The organism is Streptomyces sp. NPDC033136 (assembly GCF_055578235.1).
Genome location: NZ_JBVIPD010000004.1, coordinates 236,641 through 255,661, shown reverse-complemented (window position 1 = coordinate 255,661; position 19,021 = coordinate 236,641). Strand labels below are relative to the sequence as shown.

15 protein-coding genes and 1 pseudogene are annotated in these 19,021 nt (G+C 71.2%); 8 read left to right on the top strand and 8 right to left on the bottom strand.

Translation table 11 applies throughout. The annotated features are described in order from the left end of the window. Positions 1-12: 12 nt before the first annotated feature. Positions 13-1,629, bottom strand: coding sequence for a carboxyl transferase domain-containing protein (locus tag ACZ5TL_RS09400; protein WP_468588785.1), 1,617 nt, complete (start codon positions 1,627-1,629; stop codon positions 13-15). A gap of 86 nt (positions 1,630-1,715) precedes the next feature. On the opposite strand from ACZ5TL_RS09400, the gene ACZ5TL_RS09395 reads away from it, so the two are divergent. The 3 genes from ACZ5TL_RS09395 to ACZ5TL_RS09385 all read left to right on the top strand — a co-directional run bounded on the left by ACZ5TL_RS09395 (position 1,716) and on the right by ACZ5TL_RS09385 (position 4,636). Next, entirely contained in the window at positions 1,716-2,312 is a 597-nt protein-coding gene (locus ACZ5TL_RS09395) for an SACE_7040 family transcriptional regulator (RefSeq protein ID WP_468588784.1), read from the top strand. Positions 2,313-2,549: 237 nt separating this feature from the next. Beyond that, positions 2,550-3,707 carry an acyl-CoA dehydrogenase family protein gene (locus ACZ5TL_RS09390; RefSeq protein ID WP_392033083.1) on the top strand — a complete coding sequence of 386 codons (1,158 nt, stop codon included), beginning with the start codon at positions 2,550-2,552 and terminating at the stop codon, positions 3,705-3,707. Between the two features lie 35 nt (positions 3,708-3,742). Continuing rightward, complete coding sequence (locus ACZ5TL_RS09385) at positions 3,743-4,636, top strand: acyl-CoA thioesterase (protein ID WP_468588783.1); 894 nt, start codon at positions 3,743-3,745, stop codon at positions 4,634-4,636. Here ACZ5TL_RS09385 and ACZ5TL_RS09380 read toward each other — a convergent pair. Then, positions 4,633-5,421 carry a phosphatase gene (locus tag ACZ5TL_RS09380; RefSeq protein ID WP_468588782.1) on the bottom strand — a complete coding sequence of 263 codons (789 nt, stop codon included), beginning with the start codon at positions 5,419-5,421 and terminating at the stop codon, positions 4,633-4,635. The two genes, ACZ5TL_RS09385 and ACZ5TL_RS09380, sit on opposite strands and share 4 nt — an antisense overlap. A gap of 93 nt (positions 5,422-5,514) precedes the next feature. After that, positions 5,515-5,625 (bottom strand): annotated as a pseudogene (locus tag ACZ5TL_RS09375) (helix-turn-helix domain-containing protein); the annotation flags it as partial. Between the two features lie 343 nt (positions 5,626-5,968). On the opposite strand from ACZ5TL_RS09375, the gene speB reads away from it, so the two are divergent. The 3 genes from speB to ACZ5TL_RS09360 are packed head-to-tail and all read left to right on the top strand — an operon-like array spanning position 5,969 to position 8,818. After that, positions 5,969-6,940, top strand: a complete 972-nt coding sequence (gene speB, locus ACZ5TL_RS09370; protein ID WP_468588781.1) for an agmatinase — start codon at positions 5,969-5,971, stop codon at positions 6,938-6,940. Further along, a complete protein-coding gene (locus ACZ5TL_RS09365) occupies positions 6,937-8,628 on the top strand; it encodes a thiamine pyrophosphate-binding protein (RefSeq protein WP_468588780.1) in 1,692 nt (563 codons plus the stop codon). The genes speB and ACZ5TL_RS09365 overlap by 4 nt, the downstream gene beginning before the upstream one ends. Positions 8,629-8,671: 43 nt before the next feature. Continuing rightward, entirely contained in the window at positions 8,672-8,818 is a 147-nt protein-coding gene (locus ACZ5TL_RS09360; protein ID WP_468588779.1) for a hypothetical protein, read from the top strand. Between the two features lie 50 nt (positions 8,819-8,868). On the opposite strand, the gene ACZ5TL_RS09355 is transcribed toward ACZ5TL_RS09360, so the two are convergent. The 3 genes from ACZ5TL_RS09355 to ACZ5TL_RS09345 form a co-directional block, all read right to left on the bottom strand. Then, a complete protein-coding gene (locus ACZ5TL_RS09355; RefSeq protein ID WP_468589001.1) occupies positions 8,869-9,672 on the bottom strand; it encodes an endonuclease I family protein in 804 nt (267 codons plus the stop codon). Positions 9,673-9,989: 317 nt separating this feature from the next. Then, positions 9,990-10,604 carry a hypothetical protein gene (locus tag ACZ5TL_RS09350; protein ID WP_468588778.1) on the bottom strand — a complete coding sequence of 205 codons (615 nt, stop codon included), beginning with the start codon at positions 10,602-10,604 and terminating at the stop codon, positions 9,990-9,992. A 194-nt stretch (positions 10,605-10,798) separates the two neighbouring features. Further along, positions 10,799-11,419, bottom strand: coding sequence for a DUF7691 family protein (locus ACZ5TL_RS09345; protein WP_468588777.1), 621 nt, complete (start codon positions 11,417-11,419; stop codon positions 10,799-10,801). 396 nt (positions 11,420-11,815) lie between these two features. Here ACZ5TL_RS09345 and ACZ5TL_RS09340 point away from each other — a divergent pair, with 396 nt between their 5' ends. Further along, positions 11,816-12,667 carry a serine hydrolase gene (locus tag ACZ5TL_RS09340; protein WP_468588776.1) on the top strand — a complete coding sequence of 284 codons (852 nt, stop codon included), beginning with the start codon at positions 11,816-11,818 and terminating at the stop codon, positions 12,665-12,667. A 103-nt stretch (positions 12,668-12,770) separates the two neighbouring features. Here the strand turns inward: ACZ5TL_RS09340 and ACZ5TL_RS09335 are convergent, their stop codons facing one another. Together ACZ5TL_RS09335 and ACZ5TL_RS09330 are read right to left on the bottom strand one after the other, a co-directional pair. Then, complete coding sequence (locus tag ACZ5TL_RS09335; protein ID WP_468588775.1) at positions 12,771-13,634, bottom strand: hypothetical protein; 864 nt, start codon at positions 13,632-13,634, stop codon at positions 12,771-12,773. A gap of 188 nt (positions 13,635-13,822) precedes the next feature. Next, a complete protein-coding gene (locus ACZ5TL_RS09330; RefSeq protein ID WP_468588774.1) occupies positions 13,823-14,353 on the bottom strand; it encodes a SigE family RNA polymerase sigma factor in 531 nt (176 codons plus the stop codon). 839 nt (positions 14,354-15,192) lie between these two features. Between ACZ5TL_RS09330 and ACZ5TL_RS09325 the strand changes: the two genes are divergently transcribed. After that, entirely contained in the window at positions 15,193-18,969 is a 3,777-nt protein-coding gene (locus ACZ5TL_RS09325) for an ABC transporter ATP-binding protein (RefSeq protein ID WP_468588773.1), read from the top strand. The last annotated feature ends 52 nt before the right edge of the window (positions 18,970-19,021 follow it).

Sequence of the window (19,021 nt, the reverse complement as noted above, 5' to 3'; positions counted from 1 at the left end):
TCGTCCGTCCCCTCACATCCGGAAGACGCCGAACTGGGGTTCACCCAGGGGCGCGTTGGCGCACGCGGTCAGGGCCAGGCCCAGGACCTGGCGGGTGTCCAGCGGGTCGATCACACCGTCGTCCCAGAGGCGGGCCGTCGCGTAGTAGGCGTTGCCCTGGCGCTCGTACTGGGCGCGGATCGGGGCCTTGAAGGCGTCCTCGTCCTCCGCCGGCCAGGACTCGCCGCGGGCCTCCAACTGGTCCCGCTTGACGGTCGCGAGGACCGACGCGGCCTGCTCGCCGCCCATGACCGAGATCTTTGCGTTCGGCCACATCCACAGGAAGCGGGGCGAGTACGCCCTGCCGCACATGGAGTAGTTGCCCGCTCCGTACGAGCCGCCTACCACGACCGTGAGCTTCGGTACGCGCGTGCAGGCAACGGCCGTGACCATCTTGGCGCCGTGCTTGGCGATGCCGCCCGCCTCGTAGTCCTTGCCGACCATGAAGCCCGAGATGTTCTGCAGGAACACCAGCGGGATGCCGCGCTGGTCGCACAGCTCGATGAAGTGGGCGCCCTTCTGGGCGGACTCGGAGAACAGGATGCCGTTGTTGGCGACGATGCCCACCGGGTGGCCGTGGATCCGGGCGAAGCCGGTGACCAGGGTCTGGCCGAACTCGGACTTGAACTCGGCGAAGCGGGAGCCGTCGACGACCCGGGCGATGATCTCGCGTACGTCGTAGGGGGTGCGGGAGTCGACCGGGACCGCGCCGTAGAGGCTGTGCGGGTCGACCTTGGGTTCCGTCGCCTCCGCGACCTCCCAGGGGAGCGACCCGCGCGCGGGGAGGGTGGAGACGATGGTGCGGACGATGCGCAGGGCGTGCGCGTCGTTCTCCGCGAGGTGGTCCGTGACGCCCGACACGCGGGAGTGGACCTCGCCGCCGCCGAGCTCCTCCGCCGTGACCACCTCGCCCGTGGCCGCCTTCACCAGGGGCGGGCCGCCCAGGAAGATCGTGCCCTGGTCGCGGACGATCACCGCCTCGTCGCTCATCGCCGGGACGTACGCCCCGCCGGCCGTGCAGGAGCCGAGGACGGCGGCGATCTGGGGGATGCCGGCGCCGGACATGCGGGCCTGGTTGTAGAAGATGCGGCCGAAGTGGTCGCGGTCCGGGAAGACCTCGTCCTGCAGGGGGAGGAACGCGCCGCCGGAGTCCACCAGGTAGACGCAGGGGAGGCGGTTGTCGAGGGCGACCTCCTGGGCGCGGAGGTGCTTCTTCACCGTCATCGGGTAGTACGTGCCGCCCTTGACCGTGGCGTCGTTGGCGACGATCACCGTCTCCCGGCCGCTGACCCGGCCGATGCCGGCGATGACACCGGCGGCCGGGGCCTGGTCCTCGTACATCCCGTCGGCCGCGAGCGGGGCCAGCTCCAGGAAGGGCGAGCCCGGGTCGAGGAGGGTGTCCACCCGGTCGCGGGGGAGCAGCTTGCCGCGCGCGGTGTGGCGGGCGCGGGCCTTCTCGCCGCCGCCCTGGGCGGCCCTGGCCAGCTTGGCGCGCAGCTCCTCCACGAGGGTGCGGTGCGCCTCCTCGTTGGACCGAAAGGCCTCCGACGCGGGTTCTGCCGCGCTCGTGAGCTCCGGTGCCTCGTGCATCCTGCGGTCCCCTCACCTTGTTAATGAGCGTTAACGCATTTCCTTCAGGTTAACGACCGCTAACCTCCCTGTCTAGAATTGTTCTCATGGCCACCAGAACCGACGCCCCCACCCGCCGTGAGCAGATCCTCAAGGAGGCCGCGCGGCTGTTCGCCGAGCGGGGCTTCCACGGGGTCGGAGTCGACGAGATAGGTGCCGCGGTCGGGATCAGCGGGCCCGGGCTGTACCGGCACTTCGCGGGCAAGGACGCGATGCTCGCGGAGCTGCTGGTGGGGATCAGCGGGCAGTTGCTGACCGGGGCGAAGCGGAGGGTGGCGGAGGCGGACGGGGGTGTGGGGGCCGAGGCTGTGCTCGACTCGTTGATCGAGGGGCACATCGACTTCGCGCTCGACGACCGGCCTCTGATCACCCTGCACGACCGGGAGCTGGATCGCCTCCGGGACAGCGACCGGAAGATGGTGCGGCAGCTGCAGCGGCAGTACGTGGAGCTGTGGGTCGGGGTGGTGCGGGAGGTGTACCCGGGGCTCGGGGAGCCCGCGGCCCGGTCGGCTGTGCACTCGGTGTTCGGGCTGCTGAACTCGACGCCGCATCTGGGGAGGGGCGGGTCGTTGCCCGGGCGGGGGGCCACGGCGGAGTTGCTGCACCGGATGGCCCGGGGGGCGTTCGCGGCGGCGGGCGTCTAGGCTTTCCGCCCACTCGCCCGTCCGGCGTGCTCGGTCGGGAGGCAGGCTCCGCCCCGGGGCTCCGTCCCGGTCGCCGTCCGCCATGGGTCGGCCGGGAGGGCAGGCCCCGCCCGGGGCTCCGCTCCGCCTCCCTGCGTGACGAGCGTTACCCCACCTCCACCCTGGACGCTTGTTGATACTCGCCGGTATCTTGGACTGAGCAAGCGCTTAGACATGCGAAGTCGTGGAGGTGGCGGCGTGCGCCGTACGGTGTTCAACGAGGATCACGAGGCGTTCCGGGAGACCCTTCGCGCCTTCATCGAGGCCGAGGTCGTACCGGTGTACGACGAGTGGTTCGCAGCGGGCCAGGCGCCCCGCGACTTCTACTACAAACTGGGCGAGCTGGGAATCTTCGGCATCAACGTGCCCGAGGAGTTCGGAGGCGCCGGCCTCGACTCGCACAAGTTCGAGGCCGTGCTGTACGAGGAGACCGCTCGCGCCGGCGTCCAGTTCGGCGGCTCCGGCGTGCACGTGCTGCTCGCCCTGCCGTACATCAAGATGCTCGCCACCGACGAGCAGAAGAAGCGCTACCTGCCGAAGTTCGTCAGCGGCGAGGAGATGTGGGCCATCGCGATGACGGAGCCGGGCACCGGCTCCGACCTCGCGGGCATGAAGAGCACCGCCAAGCTCTCCGAGGACGGCACGCACTACGTCCTCAACGGCGCCAAGACCTTCATCACCGGCGGCGTGCACGCCGACCGTGTGATCGTCTGCGCCCGGACCGCCGCCCCGACCGCCGAGGACCGCCGCCACGGCATCTCCCTCTTCGCCGTCGACACCAAGTCCGAGGGCTACTCCGTCGGCCGCAAGCTCGACAAGCTCGGCCTGAAGACCTCCGACACCGCCGAGCTGGCGTTCGTCGACGTCAAGGTGCCCGTGGAGGACCTCCTCGGCGAGGAGAACAAGGGCTTCTACTACCTCGGTCACAACCTGGCCTCCGAGCGCTGGGGCATCGCCTTCGGCGCCTACGCCCAGGCCAAGGCCGCCGTCCGGTTCGCCAAGCAGTACGTGCAGGAGCGCACCGTCTTCGGCAAGCCGGTCGCCCACTTCCAGAACACCAAGTTCGAGCTGGCCGCCTGCCAGGCCGAGGTGGACGCCGCCGAGGCCGTCGCCGACCGCGCGACCGAGGCCCTCGACGCCGGTGAGCTCACCCCCGCCGAGGCCGCCTCCGCGAAGCTGTTCTGCACCGAGGTCGCCCACCGCGTCATCGACCGCTGCCTCCAGCTGCACGGCGGCTACGGCTACATGAACGAGTACCCGATCGCCCGCCTGTACGCGGACAACCGCGTCAACCGCATCTACGGCGGCACCAGCGAGATCATGAAGTCGATCATCGCGAAGGACATGGGGCTGTAAGCCGACCGCAACCAGTGGCCGGTACAACAGTCGCCATGAGCCAGGCACTACAGGACCTCCTCGATCTGCTCGACCTGGAGCAGATCGAGGAGGACATCTTCCGCGGCCGGTCCCGGTCCGCCGTCGTCCCCCGGGTCTTCGGCGGGCAGGTCGCGGCCCAGGCGCTCGTCGCCGCCGGGCGGACGGTCCCCGAGGACCGGCCGGCGCACTCGCTCCACGCGTACTTCCTGCGCCCCGGCGATCCCGGCGCGCCCATCGTCTACACCGTCGACCGGATCCGCGACGGCCGCTCCTTCACCACCCGCCGGGTCGTCGCCGTCCAGCACGGCAAGCCGATCTTCCACCTCTCGGCGTCGTTCCAGACGCACGAGGACGGGCTGGACCACCAGGAGCCGATGCCCGCCTCGCCGGATCCGGTGACCCTCCCGACCGGGGAGGAGCGGCTGCGCGGGTACGGGCATCTCGACCCCGCCGTGGTCGACAAGTTCCTGGAGGCGCGGGCCGCCGTCGACCTGCGGTACGTCGACGAGCCGCCGTACGGCACGTTCGGCGTGCCACGCGAGCCGCACTCGCAGGTGTGGTTCCGGACCAACGGCAAGCTCGACAGCGATGTCGACGATCCGCTGCTGCACGTCGTCCTCGCCACCTACGTCTCCGACATGACGCTGCTCGACTCCGTGCTGCTCGCGCACGGACGCGGCGGCTGGGCCGTCGGGGACGTCGTAGGGGCCTCGCTGGACCACGCGATGTGGTTCCACCGGCCGTTCCGCGCGGACGAGTGGCTGCTGTACGACCAGGAGTCCCCGTCCGCGTACGGCGGCCGGGGACTGGGACAGGCCCGGATCTACACGCAGGACGGGCGGCTGGCCGTCACGGTGATCCAGGAGGGCGTGGTCCGCGTCCCGCGCGAGCCGGACGCAGGGCCCTAGCTGAGGCCCGCCTCCGCCAGCAGGTACGCCGTCATCGGGTCGTAGTGGCGGGGGCTGACCACGTGGTCGTCGAGCGGCACCGTCACCTGCACGGTGCCCTCCGCCTCGGCGAGGAAGAGGGCCGGGTCGTTGCAGTCGGCGTAGCCGACGGAGTCCACGCCGTGCTGTCCCGCGTATCCCGCCCAGCCGTGGTCGGCGACGACCAGGTCGGGCAGCGGGCGGCCCTCGCGCTCCATGGCGGTCAGGATGGCCTTCATCGGTTCGCCCGAGTGGGTGTGCCACAGGGTGGCGCCGTGCTCCAGCACCGCCACGTCCGCGAACTGCATGACGTAGCCCTCCTCCGTCGTCAGCCCGTCCGGGATGACGACGATCTCGCAGCCGGCCGCGCGCAGGGCCGCCGCGGTCGCGCGGTGCACGTCGAGCAGGCCACCGGGGTGGCCGGTGGCGAACAGGACCCGCTGCTGCCCGTCCGCCGCCTTGCGCAGCCGCCCGGCCAGCCGCTCGAGACCGGCGACGGTCAGCTCCGGGTCGATGGTGTCCTGGCCGTACCGGTACTCGGGATCGTCGTTCACCCCGACCCGCTCCGCCATCACCGCGAGGACGTCCTGCTCGTCGTTCCAGCGGTCGCCGAGTTCCAGGCCGAGCCAGTAGTGGCGGTCGGCGTTCGCCAGCTTGCGGTAGTGGGAGAGGTTGTTCTCGCGGGGGGTGGCGACGTCGCCCGCGATGCGCGTCCTGACGAGGTGGTCGAGGAGTTCGGCGCGGCTGGGGGTCCCGGTTATCGGCATGGCACCCATTGTGAGGCAGCCTCCTTTGGGCGTCCCTGGGGTATCGCACGCTGGGATGTGCGTCACGTACTCAGCGGGACCCTGCCCACGTACTCAGATGTGCCGCAGCGCGAACCAGAGTTCCATGCGGACGTCCGGGGCGTCGAGGTCCGTCTCCAGCAGGGCCGCGCAGCGGGCGACGCGCTGCCGCAAGCCAGGTGGATGCCCGTATGGGGCGTCGGTGCCCGGCCTGATGGACGTTTCCTCCATCCTTTCGCGCTGCGGTGTACGAAACGTACATGTCGCAACCGTTTGCGGGTGCCTAGAGTCGACTGGAGTGGCCACCCCGGTTCCAGTCGGGGGTGCTACGGCTGAGTGTCGTCACTCGAGGGCTACGGCGGCGTCTTCCTGAAGGCGAGGCCGACCGACGCGGCCGTCCTCGCCGCCTGGCGCGATCGCGTCGCCGGGCGGGCACCCGGACCCGCTTCCGAGAGCCGGTCCCGACTCTCCTAGAGTTGTCGACAAGTAGTGCATACGCAATGAAGCGTAGGAAAGAAGGCATTTCTCCATGAGCAGTACCGAGACTCCCCGCGGGCCCGTCGACTCCTCCCGCATCCCGCGGTACGCCGGTCCCGCGACCTTCGCCCGGCTGCCCCGGCTGGACGAGGTCGGCGGACGGGCTGATGTCGCCGTGGTGGGCGTGCCGTTCGACTCGGGTGTCTCGTACCGGCCGGGCGCCCGCTTCGGCGGCAACGCGATCCGTGAGGCGTCCCGGCTGCTGCGCCCGTACAACCCGGCGCAGGATGCCTCCCCGTTCGCCCTCGCGCAGGTCGCGGACGGCGGCGACATCGCGGTGAACCCGTTCGACATCAACGAGGCCGTCGAGACGGTCGAGGCGGCCGCGGACGACCTGCTCGGCACGGGCGCCCGCCTGATGACCCTCGGCGGCGACCACACCATCGCGCTGCCCCTGTTGCGGTCGGTGGCGAAGAAGCACGGCCCGGTGGCCCTGCTCCACTTCGACGCCCACCTCGACACCTGGGACACCTACTTCGGCGCCGAGTACACGCACGGCACCCCGTTCCGCCGCGCGGTCGAGGAGGGCATCCTCGACACCTCCGCCCTGTCCCACGTCGGCACCCGCGGCCCGCTCTACGGCAAGCAGGACCTCACCGACGACGAGAAGATGGGCTTCGGCATCGTCACCTCGGCGGACGTCTACCGGCGCGGTGCCGACGAGGTCGCCGACCAGCTCCGCCAGCGCATCGGAGACCGGCCGCTGTACATCTCCATCGACATCGACTGCCTCGACCCGGCCCACGCGCCCGGCACCGGCACGCCCGAGGCCGGCGGCATGACCTCGCGCGAGCTGCTGGAGATCCTGCGCGGCCTGGCGTCCTGCAACCTGGTCTCGGCGGACGTCGTCGAGGTGGCCCCCGCGTACGATCACGCGGAGATCACGTCGGTGGCCGCGTCCCACACGGCGTACGAACTGACCACGATCATGTCCCGTCAGATTGCCGAGGCCCGCGCGCAGTGACTCACGACCACGACCTGGTGCTCCGCCCGACACCCGCCCAGACGGAGGCCGCCCTGAACCCTCCTGACGGCCGCAGCGGCGCAGACCTGGTCGTGGAGACACTGGCCGGGCTGGGCGCGACGACCGTCTTCGGCCTGCCCGGCCAGCACGCGCTCGGCCTGTTCGACGCGCTGCGCCGCTCCGACCTGAGGTACATCGGCCTCCGGGTGGAGAACAACGCCGGGTTCGCGGCGGACGCCTACGGCCGGATCACCGGTGAGGCCGCCCCGCTGCTGCTGTCGACCGGCCCGGGCGCCCTGACCTCCCTGGCCGCGCTCCAGGAGGCGGCGGCGGCCTCCGCGCCCGTGCTGGCGATCAGCAGTCAGGTCCCGGCGGCGGGACTCGGCGGCGGCCGGCACGGCTACCTCCACGAACTCCCGGACCAGGCCGCCTCGTTCCGGGGCGTGGTCAAGTCCGTCCACACCGTCCGCACCCAGTCCCAGATCCCCTCCGCGATCGAGGCGGCCTGGACGTCGGCGCTGACCGCCCCGCACGGGCCGGTGTGGGTGGAGATCCCGCAGGACGTGCTGCTCGCCGAGACGGCGATCCCGGTCGTGACGGGCGGCGACGCCTTCCCCGAGGAACTGCCGCCGCGCCCCGAACTGACCGCCGTGGCCGCCGACCTGCTGTCGAAGGCCGCCCGCCCGGCGATCATCGCGGGCGGGGGAGTGGTACGGGCGGACGCCTCCGGCAAGCTGAAGCAGCTGGCGGAGACGCTGCGGGCGCCGGTCGTCACGACCCCCGGCGGCAAGGGCGCGTTCCCCTGGACACACCCCCTGTCCCTCCAGTCCTGGATCGAGGACCGGCACACCACGGACTTCCTGGAGGACGCCGACGTCCTCCTGGTCGTCGGCTCGGGCCTCGGCGAACTGTCCTCCAACTACCACACGTTCAAGCCGCGCGGCCGGGTCGTCCAGATCGAGGCCGACCTCGGCAAGCTGGAGTCCAACCACCCGGCGCTGGGCATCCACGCGGACGCCCGCCTCGCGTTGCAGGCGCTGCTGGAGACGGTGTCGCCGCGCGAGGACGCCACGGCGCCGGACCGGGTCCGGGACCTGCTCGCGAAGGTCGCCGACCGTATCGCCGCGCAGGAACTCACCCTGGAGCAGGACGTGCTGGCGTCCGTCCGGCGGGCGCTCCCGGCCGACTCCCCGTCCTTCTGGGACATGACGATCCTGGCCTACTGGGCCTGGTCGGCCTTCGACGCCAAGGGTCCCAACCACATGCACTCCGCCCAGGGCGCGGGCGGGCTCGGCTATGCCTTCCCCGCGGCACTCGGCGCGGCGGTGGCCGACCCGACCCGGCCGGTCCTCGCCGTCTCCGGCGACGGCGGCGCCCTGTACTCGATCGCCGAGCTGGCGACGGCCCGCCAGTACGACCTGGACGTCTCCTGGCTGATCGTCGACGACGGCGGTTACGGCATCCTGCGTGAGTACATGACCGACGCGTTCGGCGAGGCGACCGGGACGGAACTGACCCGGCCGGACTTCGTGGCGCTGGCGGAGTCGTTCGGCGTTCCGGGGGTCCGTACGACCCCGGAGACACTGGAGGAGGACCTGGCCGCCGCGCTCGCCGCGCCAGGCCCGCGCGTGGTCGTCCTCCCCTCCGTGCTGCGGATGTTCGCGCCGACCCACCTGGGCTCGGACTGATCACCCGATCGGCTGGCGCGACGACCTTCACGGGACATGTTCCGTGAAGGTCGCGGCGCTGGTCGACTGGTACTGCCGGGCCGGCCGGAACCTCTGGCGGCTGCTGCGGATCGCGCTGCCCGAGTACGGAGAGCGGCGGGCGGACCTCGACGAGCTGGGGCTGCGGCTCTGGATGGGCGATGTTCGGTAGGCTGGGCTGAACTCCCTTTACAGAGAAGGGAGTTCAGTCACAAGTAGGCGCTACCAGATCGACTCGACCCACTCCGGGTGGTCGATGAACGGGTTGCGGTTGTGCTGGTAGGAGTCGTGGATGACGTCGTTGCGGCGCTGCTCGAAGGCGTCCGGCGGGTCCTCCTGGTGCCAGGCCTTGAGCACGGAGAGCTTGCCCATGTAGGGGTTGCTGCCGTTGCCGACCTGGCCGTTGACCTCCAGGTCGGCCCAGCCGTCGCCGCCCTCGTAGCGGACCGCCATGTAGAAGATCATGCGGGCCACGTCGCCCTTGACGGCGTCGCGGGGCTCGAAGGAGTCGGAGTCGGTGAGGCTGCCGCCGCTGTCGGTGAAGCCGCTGCCGCCGTTGTCGAAGTCCTTGTTGCCCCGGATCGAGTTGACCCGGACGTCCGAGGGGCGCAGGTGGTGGATGTCGGTGCCGGGGCCGGTGGAGGTGCCGAAGCCGCCGTGGGACTTGGCCCACACGTGCTCGCGGTTCCAGTCGCCGGTGTCCCCGCCGTTGAGGGACTTGCTCCGGGAGATGCCCGAGTACAGCAGGATGACGTTGTTGCTGTTGCGCGGGTCCTGGTCGGTGACCTTCAGGGCGTTCCAGACCGCCGAGTACGACAGCTTGGTCTGGTCGCTGATGATGGTGTGCAGGGAGGACTTGAGGCTGGTGCCCGTCTTGCCGACCGCGTTCTTGTAGTACGTCGTGTCGTACGCGGTCGTCGTGGCCGCGGCCGGGGTAGCGGTCATGGTGGACGCGGTGAGGCCGGTCAGGGCGGCGGCGGTGGCCAGCGCCACCGGCTTCCATCGGCGTATCCGTGTTGTCGCCAGCATGTGGGGGTCCCATCTACGCGGGTTGATCGGAGGCGGCAATCGGGAGGGTGACATGGGCATGCGGGCGTGTAAATGAATGTGACATGTCAATCAGGTGACGGAAACCGGCAAGTCGGTCGTGTTCTACCCGAGTTGACGCACCAGAACGGTCCCCCACGGGCGGGTCGGGGCCGTTCGGTCCACGCACGACCCCGGAGAACCGGGAGCAGGACCTCGCCGAGGCGCTTCGGGCGCCAGGGCCCCCGGTGGGTCCTGCTCCCGGCCGTGCTGCGGATGTTCGCCGACGCACCTGGGGCGAGCGCCGGCCGGACCGGCTAGAGGCCGTCGCGGACCATCGCGGCGACGATGTGGACGTGGCGGTCGGCCGCCGTGCCCGACCACTCGTTGTCGAAGTTCAGGCCGTAGGGCCAGAAGTGACCGCCGCCGGTGGAGATCTTGGCGCCGGAGCCGTCGTACCGCCTGACGAGGGCGGTGGCCTGTCCGCCGGTCCAGGTGCCGCTGCCGCCCAGGCGGGACCAGCCCGAACTGGTCCCCACGCCGATGGTGTGGGAGATCTCGTGCAGGGCCGTCCGCTCGTTCATGTAGCTGCGGTTGCTCCCGAAGCGGATCGTGCCGTTGATGTTGCCGTCGGCGGTGGGCACGCCCGGTTCGTAGCGGACGGTGATGGTCTTGCCCAGGTCGCTGAGGTTGTTGTAGCGGGCCACCGCCGCGTTCATGGCCCTGGTGATGAGGTCGTAGGCCGACTGCTGGTCCGCGGTGGGGTTGCCGGCGCGCACGAGGGACCAGGTGATGGTGGCCGCGGCGGCGCGGTCTCGGGCGGGGGTGGGCGCGGTCTGGGGGGTGGCGGCCTGGGCGACACCGGGACCGGCCAGCAGGGCGGCGGTCAGGGCGGCTACGAGTGCCTTGCGGGACGCCTTGCGTGGACTCATCGCGGATCCTCCTGTGGGGGGTGGCCGTGGCGAAATCTTCGAGACTTCGCACGACGTTCGGGATCTCGGGCAAGCGGCGCCCCTGTGTGTCATTGAATCGAGTAAACGAAAGCCCCTCACCGACACGGCAGTTGGCGCGCTGCCGACCGCAAGTATCCCGGTGGGAAAAGCGGCGTCAAGAGTTCCGGCAGAGGTCAGTGGAACCAGAAGAGCAGCGTGTCCGGATTCATCCCGAGCTTCCGCGCGCTCTCCCACTCCTCCGCCTCGAACCGCATGACATCGGCGAACCGGCGGGCCACGTCCCGGAACTCGGGGTCGAGCCGGTCGTGTACGGACGCGTAGGCGTCGGCGAGGGCGGCGGCCCGCTGAGCCGGCAGCGTGCCGATGGCGGGCACCGCGTCACCGGGGTGGGGCAGGCGCAGCGGCGGGCCGCTGAACAGGAACGTGCCGGGGAGCAGGCCGGACGGAACGCCGTGCCGGGCCAGTTCGTCGTCCATGGCGTAGAACCACGTCGGGCGGCGCCAGGCGCCGAGGTCGGTGGGGTCGGAGAAGTGCGCCGCGACCGTCTGGTAGAAGGCGTAACTGTACGAAGGGCAGAGGTCGGTGCTCGGGGTGCCGTCGATCAGCTCGTCCAGGGCCTGGCAGATGGAGATGTCGAGGTCGATGCCCTGCTCCTGGAAGCGGGCGTCGGTGCGCTCGCACTCCGTGCGGATCCGGGCCAGCCTGTGCTCCTGCTGCTCGGTCCGCTCCACCGCGGTGAGCAGTCGCATCACCGATCTCATGTCGCCGGTGCTCATCTCGAGGCAGTAGCCCACTGTTGCGTTTCCCTTCACCCGTCCGCCGGACACCGGCCTCCATGATCGGGGACAGGGGAACGGCCCCGGACCGAGGGGTCGGGGGCCGTTCGTTCGGGGGTGGTTACGGTCGATCAGCTGACGTCGGACGGGTCGAGGCGGTAGATCGCCGACTAGCACGGGCAGCGACCAGCGCGGAGCGGCGGCGGTGTCCCGGGGTGGAGCCGGAGGGGGCTCGGCGGTGCGGAGCTGGGTTTCGGTGGCAGATGTCACCCCAGCATCGTGGACAGCCCTGTTGGGTGGCCGCTGTGCCGAAGCCGGCCGCTGCCTGTGAAACCGCGCAGCGCCTGGCAATGTTTTGCACAAGCCTTCGTCAATGCCTACAACCCTTGCCCCGGGTCCGTGAGTCAAACGTGCATGACTCCTGGGATGTCCCGCCGCGCGAGAGTGCTGGCGGCGGCCGTGGGTACGGGTGTGCTCGTGCCGCTCGTCGCCGCCGCCACGCCCGCCGCCGCTGCCACGCCGACCGTGACCTGCTCGTCCGCCAAGGCCGGCCTGGCCGCCAAGCTGAGGAAGGACATCACCGCCGCGCTCGCCACCCGCAAGGGCACGGTCGCCGTCGGCCTGCACGACCGCAGCACCAACACGACCTGCACCCTGCGCGCGGGCACCGCCTACGACTCGGCCAGCGTCGTCAAGGTCACCGTCCTCGCCACGCTGCTGTGGGACGCGAAGAAGACCAACCGGTATCTCACCGACCGCGAGAACACCCTCGCCAAGGCCATGATCACCAAGTCGGACAACGCCGCGACCTCCACCCTGTGGAAGCAGCTCGGCATGACGAAGATCAAGGGCTTCCTCACCGCCGCCGGCATGACCCAGACCAAGCCCGGCGCGAACGGCTACTGGGGCCTGACCCAGATCACCGTCACCGACGAGCAGAAACTGCTGAAGCTCATCACCGGCAAGAACGCGGTCCTCAGCGACAACTCCCGCGCCTACATCGTCAAGCTGATGGGCCAGGTCGTCTCGTCCCAGCGCTGGGGCACCCCGTACGGAGTGCCCTCGGGCGTCACCGTGGCCGTCAAGAACGGCTGGCTGCAGCGCTCCACGCACGGGTGGCGGGTGCACAGCGTCGGCGCGTTCAAGGGCGGCGGCCACGACTACGTGATGACCGTGCTCACCCACGGCAACAGCACGATGAACTACGGCATCGCCACCATCCAGGCCGTGGCCAAGGTGATCCACCGGGACCTGGCGGCGAGCTGACCGTGCCGTCCTGCTTCCCGGCCGGCCGGCGCGCCGACGCGGAGCGGGCGGGCCGACCGGCAGCGCGGGACGACACGGAGTACCGCCGGCCGCAGCCAGTGCCCTACGGCAGGGTCTTGTCGTACGTCTTGTCCGTGTCCGAGTCGTAGACCAGCTTGCCGGCGGCGTCGAAGCCCTTGATGTGCGGGGTCTTCGTCACCTGCCGGTTCAGGACGCCGGAGGCGATGAACCAGCCGTGATCCAGGGTGGCCGCGGCGCTGCCGTCGCCGTAGTCGACGGTCACCTTGGCCACGGACGTGTCGACCATGCCGATCACGCCCCAACGGAAAGGCAGCTTCCACTTGCCCTTGTCGGCCAACGACTGCTGGTACAGGTCACCCGCGTTCGCGTCGGGCACGACCGCACCGGTGTCCGGCCCGTAGGCGTCCTTCGCGCTGGTGCTGATGCCGGCGGACCCGTCCTCCTTCACGTCGCAGATCACCCGGAAGCCCTCCGGCCGCTCCGCCACGCCGACGACGTGGATGCCGTCGCCGGGGGAGTTGGAGCCGCCCGTGCTCTTCGCCGCCAGGATGATCCGGTAGCTCTCGGCCTTGGCCAGATCCTCACCGACCGCGCTTCCCACGTGCTCCTGGTCGAGGCACTGCTCCAGCGCCTTGGACGCCTGGGCGAACGTGATCCCGTCGAGCAACTGCTCCTTTGTGGCGGGCGGTTGAGGTCCGGAGCGCGTCGTCGACCCGGAAGCCGACCCGGTCTGCGGGGCGCTGACCGACGACATCGGCGTCGCCGTGTCAGCGCCCCCTCCCCCGTTCCCCCCGGCCACGGCGTACGCCCCCGCCGGCACCGCGACCACCGCCGCCAGCACCGCCCCGACCGCCGCGACCCGCCGCCGCCGTTCCGCCACGCCCCGCCGGCGGATCGCCGGGTACGGCGCGGGCGAAGGCTGGATGGTGTAAGCGTCGTCCGTCATCAGTTCTCTCACCAGTTCCTCGAAGTCCCGCTGGTCATCGGCCGCGTGCGCCGTGCGCGCCTCGTCGGCCCCCTCAGCTCCGTCGTGCGCTTCACGCGCTTCATGCGTGTCACGTGCCTCACGTGCCTCACGTGCCTCACGTGCCTCACGTGCTTCGTGTGCTTCATGCGCTTCGTGTGCCTCGTGGTTCACCGTCCACCTCCCAGTCCGGACACCGTGCGGTCCTCACGCACCAGCCCCGGAAACCCCCGCAGTTTCGCCAGCCCCTTCGAGGCCTGGCTCTTGACCGTGCCGGGCGAACAGCCGAGCACCTCGGCCACCTCCGCCTCCGACAGGTCCTCCCAGTACCGCAGGACCACCACTGCCCGCTGTCTCGCGGGCAGCAGGGCCAGCCCGGCGAGCAGGGAGCCACGCTCCTCCACCCTGCCGACGGCCTCGTCCCCGCCCGCCCTCTCGGGTGGGGACGAGGTCAGCGCCTCCGTCACCCGCCGCTTGCGGAACCGGTCGCTGTTGCAGCTGACCAGCATCCGCCGGACGTAGGCCTCCGGGTTGTCGCTGCGCGCGATGCGCCGCCATGACCGGTACGCCTTCGCCAGCGCCGTCTGCGTCAGGTCCTCCGCGTGGTGGACGTCGCCGGTGAGCAGGTACGCGGTCCGGACGAGCCGTGACCACCGTGCCCTGACGAAATCCTGGAACTGGCCCTCAAGTTCGGCCTGCATCAAGCACCCTCCTCGCCCTCCAGACCACCACTGGGGCGGAATCCGTTGCCCGAGGGTTCGGAAACCGTTCGAATGACGGCACGGATACGCGTGTCCGACCGCGCGGGGCGACGGACAGGGGTGCCCCGGACCACTCGGACGCCGTTGGCGAATGCCGCGCGGCGGGAGCCAAGTGTCCGCACAGTCTCAGCGACACGCCGCGTGCACGGCGTGTCGCTGAGACTCTCGCACCACTTGTCGCCCGTCCGCCGAACGCGCCAACAGCATCCGCTCGGTCCGGGGCACCCCTGCGCAACTGCCGGCGCGGGTGTCGCCCCTGCCGCCGTCCGGACCGCCTCCGCCGAAACCGCCCCCGGCCGGAGCCTCGCCGGCCGTGACCGTCGCGATCTCCTCCGCCGAGCCGAGATCGCCCGACTCGGCCAGACCGCCGGTGCCGGCGCCCGAGTGGCCGCGTCCACGCCGTCGCCCTCGTCACCTGGGCCGGGTCGGGTCGGGGTCGAGTCGGGGTCGGGTCGAGTCGGGTGGGTGACAGTCGGCCCGGGGCGCGGTCCTGCCGTTCGGCCGGGCCGTTTTCCCGAGCCCGCCGGGCACATCTCGGGCCGGATCCCGCCCGACGTGCGGTCCACCGAGATCTTCGTTAGCCGGTGGGGTGCCGCAGCACCTGAGCGCGTGCGCTACCGAGCCCCGTCGCCGGAACCCGGCCCGGACGACCCGCTTCCACCACTGCGCGGGCGAGCCACCGGGGAGGAGCGCGGCCGTATCGCGTCACGGCGGGATGAAATCCGCCCCGAAACGCGTTGGTGCATTCCGGCAGCTCAGGACGACTGGAAGGTACCGGTGTGACACCGAAACGGGGATGGGCACGACGGCTGTGGGCCTACGCGTGGCGCCACCCGAAGGACGTCGTACTCGCCCTCGGCTCCTCCCTCGCCGGCATGGCCGTCATGGCCCTCGTCCCCCTGATCACCAAGGTGATCATCGACGACGTCATCAGCGACCACACCCGGTCCATGACCACCTGGGCCGGCCTCCTCATCGCCGCCGCCCTGGTCGTCTACGTCCTCACCTACATCCGCCGCTACTACGGCGGCCGTCTCGCCCTCGACGTCCAGCACGACCTGCGGACGGCGATGTTCGGCACGATCACCCGGCTCGACGGCCGCCGCCAGGACGAGCTGTCCACCGGCCAGGTGATCGGCCGGGCCACCAGCGACCTCCAGCTGATCCAGGGCCTGCTCTTCATGCTCCCGATGACGATCGGGAACTTCCTGCTCTTCCTGATCTCCCTGGTCATCATGGCGTCGCTGTCCCTGCCGCTGACCCTGGTCGCCCTCGCGGTGGCCCCCGCCCTGTGGTGGATCGCCAAGCGCAGCCGCACCCGCCTGCACCCCTCCACCTGGTACGCCCAGGCCCAGGCCGCCGCCGTCGCGGGCGTCGTCGACGGCGCCGTCAGCGGTGTCCGGGTCGTGAAGGGCTTCGGGCAGGAGGATCAGGAGACCGGCAAGCTGCGGGAGGTCGGCCGCAGGCTCTTCGCGGGCCGGCTGCGCACCGTCCGCCTGAACTCGGTCTACACCCCGGCCCTCCAGGCCGTGCCCGCCCTCGGCCAGGTCGCCATGCTGGCCGTCGGCGGTTTCCTGGCGGTGCGCGGGCACATCACGCTCGGCACGTTCGTCGCCTTCTCCACCTACCTCGCCCAGCTCGTCGGCCCGGTCCGCATGCTCGCCGTGGTCCTCACCGTCGGCCAGCAGGCCCGCGCCGGCACCGAGCGAGTCCTGGAGCTGATCGACACCGAGCCGTCTCTGAGCGACGGCGCCAAGGACCTGCCCGCCGACGCCCCCGCGACGGTCGAGTTCGACGACGTGTCCTTCGGCTACGACGTCGCCCCCGGCAAGACCGGCCCCGTCCTCGACGGGCTCTCCTTCGAGATCCGCCCCGGCGAGACCCTCGCCGTCGTCGGCTCCTCCGGCTCCGGCAAGTCCACCGTCTCCCTCCTCCTGCCGCGCTTCTACGACGTCACCCGTGGTGCCGTCCTCGTCGGCGGGCACGACGTGCGCGAGCTGACCTTGGAGTCGCTGCGGGCCGCGATCGGACTGGTCCCCGAGGACTCGTTCCTCTTCTCCGACACCGTCCGCAACAACATCGCCTACGGCCGCCCGGACGCCACCCAGGAGGAGATCGAGAAGGCCGCCCGCGCCGCCCAGGCCGACCGGTTCATCGCCGAGCTGCCCGAGGGCTACGACACCACCGTCGGCGAGCACGGCCTCACCCTCTCCGGCGGCCAGCGTCAGCGCGTCGCCCTCGCCCGCGCCATCCTCAGCGACCCGCGTCTGCTGGTCCTGGACGACGCCACCTCCGCCGTGGACGCCCGCGTCGAGCACGAGATCCACGAGGCCCTGAAGGGGGTCATGCGGGGCCGTACGACCCTGCTCATCGCCCACCGCCGCTCCACGCTGAACCTCGCCGACCGCATCGCCGTCCTGGACGGCGGCCGCCTCGCCGACCTCGGCACCCACGAGGAGCTCCAGCAGCGCTCCGCCCTCTACCGGCGCCTGCTCACCGACCCGGACGAGCTCGGCCGGGTCTCCCCGGGCCACACCCGGCCGGCCTGCCCCCAGGAGGACACCTCCATGGGGGTCCCCCCGCCCGAGTTCATTCGAGGGTGGGGGAGGGACGAGCTGGACGCGGAGTACGACGCCGAGCGCGGGGTCACCCCGAGGCTGTGGACCGGCGACCGCGAGCGCAAGGACCTCGCCCTCGCCGAGAGCCCCGCCACCCCCGAGCTGCTCGCCCAGGTCGAGGCGCTGCCCCCGGCCACAGACGTGCCCGGCATCGACGAGTCGCGGGCCGTCCAGCCCGAGGAGTCCTACGGCCTGCGCCGGCTGCTGCGCGGCTTCGGGCTGCCGCTGCTGGTCAGCCTCGCCCTGGTCGCCACCGACGCGGGCATGGGCCTGCTGCTGCCGGTGCTGATCCGGCACGGTATCGACTCGGGCGTCACCGAGGCCGCGCTCGGCGCCGTGTGGGTGGCGGCCCTGCTCGGGCTGCTGACGGTGGCCGTGCAGTGGGCCGCCCAGATCGGCGAGACCCGCATGACCGGACGCACCGGCGAGAGGGTCCTGTACTCGCTCCGGCTGAAGATCTTCGCCCAGCTCCAGCGCCTCGGGCTCGACTACTACGAGCGGGAGCTGACCGGCCGGATCATGACCCGGATGACGACCGACGTCGACGCGCTGTCGACGTTCCTGCAGACGGGCCTGGTCACGGCCTTCGTCTCGGTCGTCACCTTCTTCGGCATCATGGTCGCCCTGCTGGTCATCGACGTGGAGCTCGCGCTGGTGGTCTTCGCGACCCTGCCGCCGCTGATCATCGCCACCTTCTTCTTCCGCCGGGCGAGCGTCAAGGCGTACGAGCTGGCCCGTGAGCGGGTGTCGGTGGTCAACGCCGACCTGCAGGAGTCGGTGTCCGGGCTGCGGATCGTGCAGGCCTTCCGGCGCGAGCGGGACGGCGGGCGGCGGTTCGCCGAGCGCAGCGACAGCTACCGCCGGGCACGCATCCGGGGTCAGTGGCTGATCTCGATCTACTTCCCGTTCGTGCAGTTCCTGTCGTCGGTGGCCGCGGCGGCCGTGCTGGTCGTCGGCGGGGCACGGGTCGACGCCGGGACACTGGCGATCGGCTCGCTGGTGGCGTACCTGCTCTACATCGACCTGTTCTTCGCGCCCGTGCAGCAGCTCTCCCAGGTCTTCGACGGCTACCAGCAGGCGTCCGTCTCGCTGGGCCGCATCCAGGAACTGCTCCAGGAGCCGACGTCGACGAAGTCCGCCGACGAGCCCCTCCACGTCCGGTCCCTGCGCGGCGAGATCGCCTTCGAGGACGTGCACTTCGCCTACGGGGCCTCCGACGAGGGCGACGCGGCCTTGGACGGGGTCGCCCTGCGCATCCCGGCCGGGCAGACCGTCGCGTTCGTCGGCGAGACCGGCGCGGGCAAGTCGACCCTCGTCAAGCTCGTGGCCCGCTTCTACGACCCCACCGCCGGCCGGGTGACCGTCGACGGCACGGATCTGCGGGCCCTCGACCTCACCTCGTACCGGCACCGTCTGGGGATCGTCCCGCAGGAGGCGTACCTCTTCCAGGGCACCGTCCGCGACGCCATCGCCTACGGCCGCCCGGACGCCACCGACGCCGAGGTCGAGGCGGCGGCCCGCGCGGTCGGCGCCCACGACATGATCGCCCGGCTTACGGGCGGCTACCTCCACGAGGTCGCCGAGCGGGGCCGTAACCTGTCCGCCGGGCAGCGCCAGCTGATCGCCCTGGCCCGTGCCGAGCTGGTCGACCCGGACGTGCTGCTGCTCGACGAGGCCACGGCCGCGCTGGACCTGGACACGGAGGCCCAGGTCAACCGGGCTACCGACCGCATCGCGGGCCGCCGTACGACCCTCGTCGTCGCGCACCGCCTCACCACCGCCGCCCGCGCCGACCGGGTCGTCGTCATGGACCACGGCCGGGTCGCCGAGGACGGCACCCACGAGGAGCTGCTCGCGCGCGGCGGCCGGTACGCGGACCTGTGGCGGACGTTCACCGGCGCCGCCGAGCCGGAGGAGCCGGTCGGCGCGCCCCGCTGACCGCGTCCGGGAACGGCGTTCTCGTCACGCTCAGGCAACCGTCCGCCCTACG

Coding starts and splice junctions, on each gene's coding strand:
- speB (WP_468588781.1), top strand. CDS start 5,969: ATGAGCAGTACCGAGACTCCCCGCGGGCCCGTCGACTCCTCCCGCATC.
- ACZ5TL_RS09400 (WP_468588785.1), bottom strand. CDS start 1,629: ATGCACGAGGCACCGGAGCTCACGAGCGCGGCAGAACCCGCGTCGGAG.
- ACZ5TL_RS09340 (WP_468588776.1), top strand. CDS start 11,816: ATGACTCCTGGGATGTCCCGCCGCGCGAGAGTGCTGGCGGCGGCCGTG.
- ACZ5TL_RS09330 (WP_468588774.1), bottom strand. CDS start 14,353: ATGCAGGCCGAACTTGAGGGCCAGTTCCAGGATTTCGTCAGGGCACGG.
- ACZ5TL_RS09395 (WP_468588784.1), top strand. CDS start 1,716: ATGGCCACCAGAACCGACGCCCCCACCCGCCGTGAGCAGATCCTCAAG.
- ACZ5TL_RS09350 (WP_468588778.1), bottom strand. CDS start 10,604: ATGAGTCCACGCAAGGCGTCCCGCAAGGCACTCGTAGCCGCCCTGACC.
- ACZ5TL_RS09335 (WP_468588775.1), bottom strand. CDS start 13,634: ATGACGGACGACGCTTACACCATCCAGCCTTCGCCCGCGCCGTACCCG.
- ACZ5TL_RS09385 (WP_468588783.1), top strand. CDS start 3,743: ATGAGCCAGGCACTACAGGACCTCCTCGATCTGCTCGACCTGGAGCAG.
- ACZ5TL_RS09380 (WP_468588782.1), bottom strand. CDS start 5,421: ATGCCGATAACCGGGACCCCCAGCCGCGCCGAACTCCTCGACCACCTC.